The organism is Nocardia sp. NPDC057227 (assembly GCF_042669725.1).
In the GTDB taxonomy this organism is placed as follows: Bacteria; Actinomycetota; Actinomycetes; order Mycobacteriales; family Mycobacteriaceae; genus Nocardia; species Nocardia asteroides_A.
Genome location: NZ_JBHUXA010000020.1, coordinates 98,349 through 109,717 on the forward strand (window position 1 = coordinate 98,349; position 11,369 = coordinate 109,717).

At 72.3% G+C, this 11,369-nt stretch carries 10 protein-coding genes; 2 read left to right on the forward strand and 8 right to left on the reverse strand.

Going from position 1 to position 11,369, the window contains the following annotated elements; genetic code table 11:
* Positions 1 to 18 precede the first annotated feature (18 nt).
* The 5 genes from pgl to tkt are packed head-to-tail and all read right to left on the reverse strand — an operon-like array spanning position 19 to position 6,489.
* Entirely contained in the window at positions 19 to 747 is a 729-nt protein-coding gene (gene pgl, locus ACFUJ1_RS25025; RefSeq protein WP_378649327.1) for a 6-phosphogluconolactonase, read from the reverse strand.
* A complete protein-coding gene (gene opcA, locus ACFUJ1_RS25030) occupies positions 737 to 1,648 on the reverse strand; it encodes a glucose-6-phosphate dehydrogenase assembly protein OpcA (RefSeq protein ID WP_378649384.1) in 912 nt (303 codons plus the stop codon). Before opcA ends, pgl begins: the two co-directional genes overlap by 11 nt.
* Positions 1,645 to 3,201, reverse strand: coding sequence for a glucose-6-phosphate dehydrogenase (gene zwf / locus ACFUJ1_RS25035; protein ID WP_378649329.1), 1,557 nt, complete (start codon positions 3,199 to 3,201; stop codon positions 1,645 to 1,647). Before zwf ends, opcA begins: the two co-directional genes overlap by 4 nt.
* 4 nt (positions 3,202 to 3,205) lie before the next feature.
* Entirely contained in the window at positions 3,206 to 4,342 is a 1,137-nt protein-coding gene (gene tal / locus ACFUJ1_RS25040) for a transaldolase (RefSeq protein WP_378649331.1), read from the reverse strand.
* A 5-nt stretch (positions 4,343 to 4,347) separates the two neighbouring features.
* The gene (gene tkt / locus ACFUJ1_RS25045) at positions 4,348 to 6,489 is read right to left on the reverse strand and encodes a transketolase (protein WP_378649333.1); all 2,142 of its coding nucleotides are present in this window, start codon (positions 6,487 to 6,489) and stop codon (positions 4,348 to 4,350) included.
* Positions 6,490 to 6,749: 260 nt separating this feature from the next.
* Between tkt and ACFUJ1_RS25050 the strand changes: the two genes are divergently transcribed.
* Positions 6,750 to 7,637, forward strand: a complete 888-nt coding sequence (locus tag ACFUJ1_RS25050; protein ID WP_378649386.1) for a heme o synthase — start codon at positions 6,750 to 6,752, stop codon at positions 7,635 to 7,637.
* Here the strand turns inward: ACFUJ1_RS25050 and ACFUJ1_RS25055 are convergent.
* A complete protein-coding gene (locus ACFUJ1_RS25055) occupies positions 7,634 to 8,599 on the reverse strand; it encodes a quinone oxidoreductase family protein (protein ID WP_378649335.1) in 966 nt (321 codons plus the stop codon). The two genes, ACFUJ1_RS25050 and ACFUJ1_RS25055, sit on opposite strands and share 4 nt — an antisense overlap.
* Positions 8,600 to 8,661: 62 nt before the next feature.
* Between ACFUJ1_RS25055 and ACFUJ1_RS25060 the strand changes: the two genes are divergently transcribed.
* Positions 8,662 to 9,012, forward strand: a complete 351-nt coding sequence (locus ACFUJ1_RS25060; RefSeq protein WP_378649337.1) for a hypothetical protein — start codon at positions 8,662 to 8,664, stop codon at positions 9,010 to 9,012.
* A gap of 17 nt (positions 9,013 to 9,029) precedes the next feature.
* Here ACFUJ1_RS25060 and ACFUJ1_RS25065 read toward each other — a convergent pair whose 3' ends face one another.
* Positions 9,030 to 9,911: a universal stress protein gene (locus tag ACFUJ1_RS25065; protein WP_378649339.1), complete on the reverse strand. Its 882-nt coding sequence runs from the start codon at positions 9,909 to 9,911 to the stop codon at positions 9,030 to 9,032.
* Positions 9,912 to 10,374: 463 nt separating this feature from the next.
* Positions 10,375 to 11,343, reverse strand: coding sequence for a heme A synthase (locus ACFUJ1_RS25070; RefSeq protein ID WP_378649341.1), 969 nt, complete (start codon positions 11,341 to 11,343; stop codon positions 10,375 to 10,377).
* Between the last annotated feature and the right edge of the window lie 26 nt (positions 11,344 to 11,369).

The window sequence follows — 11,369 nt, forward strand, 5'->3', positions numbered from 1 at the left end:
CGAGGGTGGGCACGGAGATCAGGCGAGCTTCGCGGCTGCGTCCCGATCCAGCAACCAGAGGGTGGATTCGGCGCCGATCGCGCCCGCGGCGGGGATCTCGGCCGGCTCGGCGCCGGCGAGCGCGGCGGCGACGGCATCCGCTTTGGCGGCGCCGCCGACGACGAGGACGACGTGCCGCGCCCGGCGGATGGCGGGCAGGGTGAGGGTGACCCGGACCGGCGGCGGCTTGGGCGACGCCGTCACCGCGACGACCAGGTCGTGCTGCTCGCGCACGGCGTCGGTGTGCGGGAAGAGCGAGTTGATGTGCCCCTCCCCGCCCATCCCGAGCAGGTGCAGGTCGAAGGCGCCGTGCTCGGCGAGGTGCGCGTGCACCGCGGCCGCGTACTCGGCGGCCGCCTCGACCGGGTCCGGGTACTCGCCGTCCGAGGTCGCCACCGGGTGCACCCGCGCCCGATCCACCGGCACGTGGTCCAGCAGCGCCTCCCGCGCCTGCAGCTCGTTGCGCTCCGGATCACCGACGGGCACGAACCGCTCGTCGCCCCAGAAGACGTCGAGCCGAGACCAGTCGATCTCCCCGGGCGACTCACGCACCAGCTTCAGCAGCCCGATCCCGGTGCCGCCACCGGTGAGCACCACCGACGCCGAGCCACGCGCGCGCTGCGCCGCGACCACGATTCGCACGAAGTGCGCGGCGCCGGCCGCGACCAGCGCGTCGCCGTCGAGCTCGACCTGCACGCTATCCGTCATAGCTCACCCTCTCGATACCGGCCAGCGCCTCGGCGTAGATCTCGTCCGGGTCCAGCCTGCGCAGCTCCTCGGCCAGGCAGTCCCTGGTCTCCCTGCGGGCCAGCGCGATCCGCTGATCCGGGTCGCCGGTGCGGGTGAGCGTCGCGGTCACCCCGGTCTGCGGCCGCGCGATGGTGATCGACGCGGTCGGGCGGCGCACCTCGACCCGCAGGTCACCGGTCTTCCGCTGCACCGGGCAGCCGAGCTTGGCGGCGAGCCAGCCTGCCAGCATGTCCAGCGCAGGCTCCGCGCGCAGCCCCGAGACCACGACGGACTCCACCGGCTCGTGCGGCGGCTCGTCCATTTCGGCGGCGAGCAGCGCACGCCAGTAGGTGATCCGGCTCCAGGCCAGGTCGGTATCGCCGCTGGCGTAGGAGTCGCGCCGCCGCTTGATCGCCTCCAGCGGGTCGGGGGCGAAGGTGGCGTCGGTGATCCGCCTGGCGGCGAGCCGCCCGACCGAATCCTTCGACGGGAACTCCGGCGCGCCGCGCGGCCACCAGGCCACCACGGGCGTGTCCGGCAGCAGGAACGGGATCACCACGCTGCTCTCGTGGTTCACCAGATCGCCCTGCAGCCGCAGCACGATCACCTCGGCGGCACCGGCGTCGCCGCCGACCCGGATCTGCGCGTCCAGTTTGGTCTCCGCCTCGCGGTCGCCGCGGGCCAGCACGACGACCCGGCAGGGGTGCTCCCGGCTGGCGTCGTTGGCGGCGTCGATGGCGTCCTCGGCCTCGGAGCTGTCCAGGGTGCAGACCACCAGGGTCAGCACCCGGCCCTGGGTGATCACGCCGTTGGACTCGCGCAGCTTCACCAGCCGCTTGGTCACGTCGCCGGTGGTTGTCTCCGGCATGTCGATGATCACGGCCGCCGCCATTCCCGGCCGGTGCGGGCCAGCATCTCGTCCGCCGACGCCGGGCCCCAGGTGCCCGACTCGTACGGTTCCGGTCTGCCCTGCGCCGCCCAGTGCTCGATCACCGGATCGAGGATGCGCCAGGACAGTTCGACCTCCGCGTTCACCGGGAAGAGCGAGGGCTCGCCGAGCAGCACGTCCAGGATGAGCCGCTCGTATGCCTCGGGGGAGGACTCGGTGAAGGCGGAGCCGTAGCTGAAGTCCATGTTCACGTCGCGCACCTCCATGCTGGAGCCCGGCACCTTCGAGCCGAACCGCATGGTGATCCCCTCGTCCGGCTGCACCCGGATGACCAGCGCGTTCTGCCCGAGCTCCTCGGTCATGGTCTGGTCGAAGGGCAGGTGCGGGGCGCGTTTGAAGACCACCGCGATCTCGGTGACGCGGCGCCCGAGCCGCTTGCCGGTGCGCAGGTAGAACGGGACGCCCGCCCAGCGGCGGGTGTCCACCTCCAGCGTGATGGCGGCGTAGGTCTCGGTGCGCGACTCCGGGTCGAAGCCCTCCTCGTCGAGCAGCCCGACCACGTGCTCGCCGCCCTGCCAGCCCTCGGCGTACTGACCGCGCGCGGTGGTCGCGTCCAGCGGCTCGACCAGCTTGGTCGCCGAGAGCACCTTGATCTTCTCGGTCTGCAGCTGCCGCGGCTGGAAGCTGATCGGCTCCTCCATGGCGGTGAGCGCGAGCAGCTGCAGCAGGTGGTTCTGGATGACGTCGCGGGCCGCGCCGATGCCGTCGTAGTACCCGGCCCGGCCGCCGAGCCCGATGTCCTCGGCCATCGTGATCTGGACGTGGTCGACGTAGTTGGCGTTCCAGATCGGGTCGAAGAGCTGGTTGGCGAAGCGCAGCGCCAGCAGGTTCTGCACCGTCTCCTTGCCGAGGTAGTGGTCGATCCGGAAGACCGTCTCCTCCGGGAAGACCCGGTTCACCAGGGCGTTCAGCTCGACGGCGCTCTCCGAGTCGTGCCCGAAGGGCTTCTCGATCACCACCCGGCGCCAGGGCTTGCGGCCCTCGGCGTCGGTCTGCTGCGGCTGCGCCAGGTCGTGCGCGGAGAGCTTGTCCAGCACCACCGGGAACATGTTCGGCGGGATGGAGAGGTAGAAGGCGTGGTTGCCGCCGGTGCCGCGGTCCTTGTCCAGCGTGGCGAGGGTATCGGCGAGCTGGGCGAAGGCGGCGTCCTCCTCGAAGGTGCCCTGCACGAACCGGATGCCCTCGGCGAGGTGGTCCCAGACCTCCTGCCGGAACGGGGTGCGGGCGTGCGCCTTGACCGCCTCCAGCACCACCTGGGCGAAATCCTCGTCGGCGTAGTCGCGCCTGGCGAACCCGACCAGGGCGAAGCCGGGGGGAAGCAGCCCCCGGTTCGCCAGGTCGTAGATGGCCGGCATCAGCTTCTTCCGGGAGAGATCCCCGGTCACGCCGAAGATCACCATGCTGCACGGCCCGGCTATCCGGGGTACGCGCTTGTCCCGCTCGTCACGCAGCGGGTTCGTCCACTCGTGCACTGTGCCGGCCATCGGGTCAGCGGTCCCCGTGCTCCGCCGCGCCGAGCTCGGCGGCGGTCGTGGAGAGCAGCTCCTCCCACGACTTCTCGAACTTGTCCACGCCCTCGCGCTCCAGCGCCGCGAACACGTCGTCCAGGTCGACTCCGGCGGCGGCCAGCTGCTCGAAGAGCGCGGCGGCCTCGGCCGCCGTGCCGCTCACCGTGTCGCCGCGGACCTCGCCGTGGTCCGCGAACGCCTGCAGGGTGGCCTCGGGCAGCGTGTTCACCGTGTTCGGCGCCACCAGTTCGGTGACGTACATGGTGTCCGGGTAGTCCTTGTTCTTCACGCCGGTGGAGGCCCAGAGCGGCCGCTGCCGGTTCGCGCCCGCCGAGGCCAGCTGGTCGTAGGTGGAGCCGTGGCTGCCGCCGTCGAACACCGACTCGTACTCGGCGTAGGCCAGCCGCGCGTTGGCGACGGCGGCCTTGCCGCGCAGCGCCAGCGCCTCGTCGGTGCCGACCGCGTCCAGCCGCTTGTCGATCTCGCTGTCCACCCGGGACACGAAGAACGAGGCGACCGAGTGGATCTTCGCCAGGTCGTGCCCGGCGGTGCGGGCCCGGCGCAGGCCGTCCAGGTAGGCGCCCATGACGGCGCGGTACCGCTCCACCGAGAAGATCAGCGTCACATTGACGCTGATGCCCTCGCCGATCGTCGCGGTGATGGCGGGCAGCCCCGCCTCGGTGGCCGGGATCTTGATGAACAGGTTGGGCCGGTCCACGATCTTCCACAGCTCGACGGCCTGCGCGGCGGTCTTGTCCGCGTCGAAGGCCAGCCGCGGGTCGACCTCGATGGAGACCCGGCCGTTCACCCCGCCCGAGGCCTCGAAGACCGGGGCGAAGACGTCGCACGCGGAGCGCACGTCGTCGGTGGTGATGGTGCGGATGGCGGAATCCGCGTCGGCGCGCTGCTCGGTGAGCTCGCGCACCTGGTCGTTGTAGGCGTCGCCCTTGCTGAGCGCCTGCTGGAAGATGGTCGGGTTGGTGGTCACCCCGACCACGCCGCGGGTCTCGATCAGCTCGGCCAGGTTGCCGGAGCGGATGCGGTCCCGGGAGAGGTCGTCGAGCCAGACCGAGACACCCGCCTCGCTCAGCGCGGTGAGATTCTGGTTCTGTGCCATGAGCGCTATCCCTTCACGTTCTCGAGCGTGCGGTGTGCGGCATCGACGACGGCTTCGGTGGTGAAGCCGAATTCGCGGAACAGGGTCTGGTAGTCGGCGGAGGCGCCGAAGTGCTCGATCGACACGATCTCGCCCGCGTCGCCGGCGAACCGGTGCCACGGCATCGCGATGCCGGCCTCGACGACCACCCGTGCGGTGGCGCCGGGGGGCAGCACCTCGTCACGGTAGGCCTTGTCCTGCGCGTCGAACCACTCCACACACGGCATCGAGACCACGCGGGTCGCGATGCCCTGCTCCTCCAGCGTAGTGCGGGCGGTGACGGCGAGCTGGAGCTCCGAGCCGGTGGCGATCAGGATCACCTGCGGGGTGCCGCCGGACGCCTCGGCCAGGATGTACCCGCCCTTGCTGACACCCTCGAAGCTGGTGCCCTCCTGGATCGGCAGGTCCTGCCTGGTCAGCGCCAGCGCGGCGGGGCCGCCGAGCCCGGCCCGCTCGTGCGAGACGAACGGCGAGTTGTGCTTGCCGCTGTGCTTCTCCAGCACCGAGCGCCAGGCGTAGGCGGTCTCGTTGGCGTCGCCGGGGCGCACCACGTTCAGCCCGGGGATGGCGCGCAGCACCGCGAGGTGCTCGATCGGCTGGTGCGTCGGGCCGTCCTCGCCGAGGCCGATGGAGTCGTGCGTCCACACGTAGGTGGTCGGCGCCCGCATGATCGCGGCCAGCCGCACCGCCGGGCGCATGTAGTCGCTGAACACCAGGAAGGTGCCGCCGTACGGGCGGGTCGGGCCGTGCAGCACGATGCCGTTCAGGATCGCGCCCATGGCGTGCTCGCGGACGCCGAAGTGCAGCGTGCGGCCGTACGGGTTGGCCTTCCACATCCCGGTGGAGATCTCCTCGGGGCCGAAGCTGGCCGAGTCCGGGATGGTGGTGTTGTTGGATTCGGCCAGGTCGGCCGAGCCGCCCCAGAGCTCCGGCAGCACCGGGCCGAGCGCGGCGAGCACCTTGGCCGAGGCCTTGCGGGTGGCGATCCCCTTGGCGTCCGGCTCCCAGGTGGGCAGGCCGTCGGCCCAGCCGTCGGGCAGCTCGCCGTTGAAGAGCCGGTCGAAGAGCTTCTTGCCTTCGGGCACGCGCTGCGCCCAGGCGTCGAACTCGACGGTCCAGTCGGCGTGCGCCCGCGCGCCGCGCTCGGCGGCCTTGCGGGTGTGCGCGATGACCTCGGGGGCCACCTCGAAGCTCTGGTCCGGGTCGAAGCCGAGCGCGCGCTTGGTGCCCGCGACCTCGTCCGCGCCGAGCGCAGCGCCGTGCGAGGCGCCGGTGTTCTGCTTGGTCGGGGCGGGGAAGCCGATGATGGTGCGCAGCACGATGATCGAAGGACGGGTGAGCTCGGCCTTCGCCGCCGCCAGCGCGGCCTCGATGGCGACGATGTCCTCGCCGCCGTTCACCTCCTGCACGTGCCAGCCGTACGCCTCGTAGCGCTTGGCGACATCCTCGGTGAAGGCGATGGTGGTGTCGTCCTCGATGGAGATCTTGTTGTCGTCGTAGATCAGCGTCAGGTTGCCGAGCTGCTGGGTGCCCGCGAGCGACGACGCCTCCGCGGTGACGCCCTCCTCCATGTCGCCGTCCGAGGCGATCACGTAGATGTGGTGGTCGAACGGGCTCGCACCCGCGGCGGCGTCCGGGTCGAACAGGCCGCGCTCGCGGCGGGCGGCCATGGCCATGCCGACGGCGGAGGCCAGCCCCTGGCCCAGCGGGCCGGTGGTGATCTCGACGCCCTTGGTGTGCCGGTACTCCGGGTGGCCGGGGGTGAGCGAACCCCACTTGCGCAGGTTCTTCAGGTCTTCCAGCTCCAGGCCGAACCCGGCCAGGTAGAGCTGGATGTAGAGGGTCAGGCTGGAGTGCCCGCAGGACAGCACGAAGCGATCGCGCCCCACCCACTCGGGGTCGGCCGGATCGTGCCGCAGGGTGCGCTGGAAGAGGGTGTAGGCGAGCGGCGCCAGGCTCATGGCGGTGCCCGGGTGGCCGTTGCCCGCGTTCTGCACCGCGTCGGCGGCGAGGACGCGGACGGTGTCGACGGCCTTGGTGTCCAGGTCCGTCCAGTCGTCCGGGTGATTCGGCTGAGTGAGCGCGCGGATGTCGTCTGTCACTGACACGACGGAGGTTCTCCTGTACTGGTTTCGTCGACGGCGGGGTGTGCTGCCCACCCTAGAGGTGCCCGGGCCCACCGCCCCCGACAACCCTGGGGTGTCGGGGGTCTACCATCCTCTGTAGTAGTAGCCGACCGGAGGCGATGCACAGCGTGCGAGGAGAAACAGTGCCGATCGATCCACGACAGGACGACCTTGGTGCGCACGGCTCCTCCGGCACCACCCTGGTCGACCGGTTCTCCGGTAGCGGCTTCGCCTCGCGCGCGATGCGCCGGGTGCTCGCCTACATCGCGCTGACCAAGCCGCGGGTCATCGAGCTGCTGCTGGTCGCGACGATCCCGACCATGCTGCTCGCCGATCGCGGCGCCGTCGACATCCGGCTCATCCTGGTCACGCTGTTCGGCGGCTGGATGGGCGCGGCCAGCGCCAACACGCTGAACTGCGTGGCGGACGCCGATATCGACAAGGTCATGAAGCGCACCGCCAAGCGGCCGCTGGCCAGGGACGCGGTGCCGACCAGGAACGCCTTCGTCTTCGGCGTGCTGCTCGGCATCGGCTCGTTCGCCTGGCTCTGGTGGCAGGCCAACCTGCTCAGCGGCGCGCTGGTGGTGGCGACGATCCTGTTCTATGTCTTCGTCTACACGCTCGGGCTCAAGCGGCGCACCTCGCAGAACGTGGTGTGGGGCGGCGCGGCCGGCTGCATGCCCGCGCTGGTCGGCTGGTCCGCGGTCACCGGCGGCATCGGCTGGCCCGCGGTCGCGCTCTTCGGCGTGATCTTCTTCTGGACGCCGCCGCACACCTGGGCGCTGGCCATGCGCTACAAGGAGGACTACCGCGCGGCCGGGGTGCCGATGCTGCCGGTGGTCGCCACCGAGCGGGTCGTCACCAAGCAGATCGTCATCTACACCTGGCTCACCGTGCTCACCACGCTGGCGCTGGTCCCGGCCACCGGCGTGATCTACGCGGCGGTGGCGCTGGTGGCCGGGGCCTGGTTCCTGCTCATGGCGCACCAGCTGTACGCCGGGGTGCGGCGCGGCGAGTCGGTGAAGCCGCTGCGGCTCTTCCTGCAGTCGAACAACTATCTCGCGGTGGTCTTCTGCGGGCTCGCGGTGGACTCCGTGCTCGGCTGGGACACCATCGGCAGCCTCTTCTAGGGCGTCAGCACGATCGAGCCGGTGGTCCGGCGGCCCTCCAGGTCGCGGTGCGCGCGCTCGGCCTCGGCCAGCGGGTAGCTCGCGCCGACCCGGACCGTGAGCGAGCCGTCGGCGATCGCCTCCAGCACATCGCCCGCGCGCCACATCAGCTCGCTGCGGTCGCGGATGTAGTGCGCCAGCGTCGGGCGGGTGACGAAGAGCGAGCCGGCCGGGTTCAGCCGCTGCAGGTCGAACGGGGGGACCGGGCCGCTCGCCGCGCCGAAGAGCGCCAGTGTGCCGCGGATCCGCAGCGCGGCCAGGCTCGCCTCGAAGGTGTCCGCGCCGACCCCGTCGTACACCGCGGCAACGCCGTCGCCGCCGGTCAGCCCGCGCACCCGCTCGGCCAGGTCCGCACCGTAGCGCAGCACGTCGGTCGCGCCGGCCTCGCGGGCGAGCGTCTCCTTCTCGTCGGTGGAGACGGTGCTGATCACCCGGACGCCGCGGGCCGCGGCGAGCTGGGTCAGGATCAGCCCGACGCCGCCCGCACCGGCGTGCACCAGCACCGTCTCGCCCACCTTCGGCTCGTACACCGAGGTCAGCAGGTAGTGCGCGGTCATCCCCTTGAGCAGCACGGAGGCCGCGACCGCGGGCTCGACCCCGGCCGGGACGCCGATCGCCTTGGCCGCCGGGACCACGGCCAGCTCGGCGTAGCTGCCTGGCGCGTCGGCCCAGGCCACGATGTCGCCCTCGGCGAACTCGGTGACGTCACCGCCAACCGCGACGACCTCGCCGGTGCCCTCGGCGCCGGGCACGTACGGCAGCTCGACGGGGTAGCGGCCGGTGCGGATGTAGGTGTCGATGAAGTTGACCCCGATCGCCGCCGTCCGCACCAGCAGATCGCCTGGGCCCGGCTTCGGGTCGGGGAGGTCGGCACTCCGCAGGACCTCGGGACCGCCGATCTCGATTACCTGGATGGCACGCATGTGTTCCAGTTCTACACCTGCGGGCAGTTGGCACCGGGCTACCCGCGGGTAAGATCCCCTGCATGAGTGCGCAAGCGACCGAGGTCCAGGCGAAGGTGCCCGGTGAGATCGTCAAGTCGGTGCAGGCGTTCGTCGCCGAGCACGGGGGGTCGGCCACAGCGGTGCTGCAGTCGCTGGGGACCGAGGGTGTCCGGGTGACGCTGGTCGGCGGCGACGGGGTGCTAGGCGACCGGGTGGTCGGCAGCCGGGCCGTCGCCGAGGCCCTGGTCGAGCGGGTCGACGGGCTGACCGCCGCCGAGGAGTGGAACCGCGAGCTCAGCTCCGCGGCCACCCCGCGGCGCGGGCACTACGCCAAGATGGCGGGCTGGGTCGCGAAGCAGACCAAGTTCCCCAGGGCACGCAACGAGCGCTGAGCCCGCGCGGCCCCGGGTCAGGCGGGGAGCCTGCAGAGCACGACCGGGCAGGGGGCGTGGTGCAGCAGGTTCTGGCTGGTGGAGCCGATCATGGTGCGCACCAGCCGATTCCGGCCGTGCGTTCCGGCGACGACCAGGCTCGCCGTCTCCGCCTCGGCGAGCAGCGCGGAGGCCGCGGGCGACTTCCTGACCACGCGGGTGACGGCCACGTCCGGGTACTTCTCCGGCCAGCCTGCCAATCGCTCGCCGAGCAGCTCGGTCTCGCGTTCGGCGAGCGCCAGCTCGTCCTCCGGCGCGGCCGACCAGCGCAGCAGGTCGGGGTCGTTCCAGGCGTGCAGCGCGACCAGGTCGGTGCCGAGCAGCGAGGCCAGGTCGAAGGCGTGCTCCAGGGCGACGTCGCCGCAGGGGCTGCCGTCCACCCCGGCCAGCACCGGGCCGCGGCCGGGCAGCGGGGCGTCCGGGTCGCCGCGCCAGACCGCGACCGGGCACAGCGCCTTGTCCGCCACCCGCAGCGCGGTCGAGCCGAGCAGCAGGGTGCGCAGCGGGCTCGCGCCGCCCGCCGCGACCACGAGCAGCCGCGCGGATTCCGCCGCGACCAGCAGTTCGGCCGCCGGGTCGCCGTCGAGCACCAGCTGGGTCGGCTCGACGCCGGGGCGGTCGGCCTGCACGACGGCCGTCGCCTGGCGCACCGCGCGCCGGCCCTCGGCGCGGAGTAGGTCGCGCAGGTCGGCGTCGGCCCAGCGCGGCGCGACGATCCTGGTGTCGGGTACCGCGATGACGCTCACCAGGATCAGCGGCGCGCCGCGCCTGGCCGCCAGCGCCGCGGCCCAGCGGGCCGCCGCGAGCGCCGGTGCGGTGCCGTCGATCCCGACGACGATCGACTGCTGAGCCACCTGCATGGTTGTCCTCCCCAGGGACGTGCGAACCGGTCGCTCCACCTTGGCAGCGCGCGGTCCCGGCGTCATCGGGTCGAGTGACCCCGAAGCAGGGCCGAAAGTCCCTGGTGCGCCGAGTGGTTGCCCGACTCCGGCGGTGGTGGGTCCCGTGCAGGTCGCAGCGGTGCCTTCCTGCCCGCCCGTTGGTCGCCGGAGCTCGAATGGCCCCTAGGCGATCGCTGCCGCGTACATCACCCGGCGCAAGCGCCGTTCGACTTGTTTGTGCCGGAGCCGACGGCCCCGGCCCGCTCCACGGGTGAGCGCCGAGGCGGGAGCGGCGAACCCGCGGGGCGCCGGTGGCGGGACCCCAACGGTCAAGCGGTGGGGACCGGGACCCCGACGGTCAAGCAGTGGCGGGACCCCGACGGTCAAGCGGTGGGGTGGCGGGACCCCTACGGTCAGCGGTGGGGGTACCGGGACCCGGCGGTCAAGCGGCGGCGGGGGTGGGGTGCTCGGCCGGGACCAGCTCGCGGCGGTGCAGGGCGGCCCAGAGCGCGGCGGTCGCGGCGGTGCAGGCGGCGGCGCCGCCGACGTGCACGGCGACCAGTGCGGCGGGCACGTCGGTGAGGTACTGCACCAGCCCGACCAGCGCCTGCGCGCAGACCAGCCCGATCAGCACGAAGAGCCGGGTCCGCACCGCGCGGGTGATCCCCACCGCGTACAGCCCGAAGCCGAGCCCGACCAGCAGCGCCAGGTACCCGACGAGCAGCTGCGCGTGCAGGTGCACCAGCGTCACGATCTCCACCTGCAACCGCTCCACCGGCCGCTCGATGCTCTTGTCGCCCGCGTGCGGCCCCGCCCCGGTCACCAGCGTGCCCGCGATCAGCACCCCGGCCAGCACGACCCCGCTCAGGACGGTCAGCAGGCGCAGCGGTCTCGGCGCCTGCGCCACCCGGACCCCGTCGTCCGGCTCGCCGATCTCGGCGTACAGCACCGTCGCGAGCCACACCATCACCATGGAGACCAGCAGGTGCACCGCGACGGTCCACCAGAGCAGCCCGGTGAGCACGGTGATCCCGCCGATGACCGCCTGCAGCACGGTGCCGCCCGGCATCAGCCACGCGTAGACCAGCACCGAACGCCTGCGTCGCGCCCTGACCACCGCGAGCACCACCAGCGCCGCGCAGAGCGTCACCGCGAAGGTGAGCAGCCGATTGCCGAACTCCACCGCCTGGTGCACCACCGGCACCTCGGAGACCCCGACCGGGGTGAAGCTGCCGGGGAAGCACTGCGGCCAGGTCGGGCAGCCGAGCCCGGAGGCGGTGACCCGGACGACCGCCCCGGTCACCGAGATCCCGGCCTGGGTGAGGATCACCGCGAACGCGATCAGCCGCTGCGCGCGCAGCGAGGGGAGCGGGAGCCGGTCGACGATTCGGAGGAAGGCGCGGTACACCACGCGACGATGGTAGCGCGCGTACTACA

Bases quoted from the DNA above. Each gene is read 5' to 3' on its own strand.
- ACFUJ1_RS25060 (WP_378649337.1), top strand. From the start codon at position 8,662: ATGAGTGCGCAAGCGACCGAGGTCCAGGCGAAGGTGCCCGGTGAGATC.
- zwf (WP_378649329.1), bottom strand. From the start codon at position 3,201: ATGGCCGGCACAGTGCACGAGTGGACGAACCCGCTGCGTGACGAGCGG.
- ACFUJ1_RS25065 (WP_378649339.1), bottom strand. From the start codon at position 9,911: ATGCAGGTGGCTCAGCAGTCGATCGTCGTCGGGATCGACGGCACCGCA.
- ACFUJ1_RS25055 (WP_378649335.1), bottom strand. From the start codon at position 8,599: ATGCGTGCCATCCAGGTAATCGAGATCGGCGGTCCCGAGGTCCTGCGG.
- ACFUJ1_RS25050 (WP_378649386.1), top strand. From the start codon at position 6,750: ATGCGCCGGGTGCTCGCCTACATCGCGCTGACCAAGCCGCGGGTCATC.
- pgl (WP_378649327.1), bottom strand. From the start codon at position 747: ATGACGGATAGCGTGCAGGTCGAGCTCGACGGCGACGCGCTGGTCGCG.
- tal (WP_378649331.1), bottom strand. From the start codon at position 4,342: ATGGCACAGAACCAGAATCTCACCGCGCTGAGCGAGGCGGGTGTCTCG.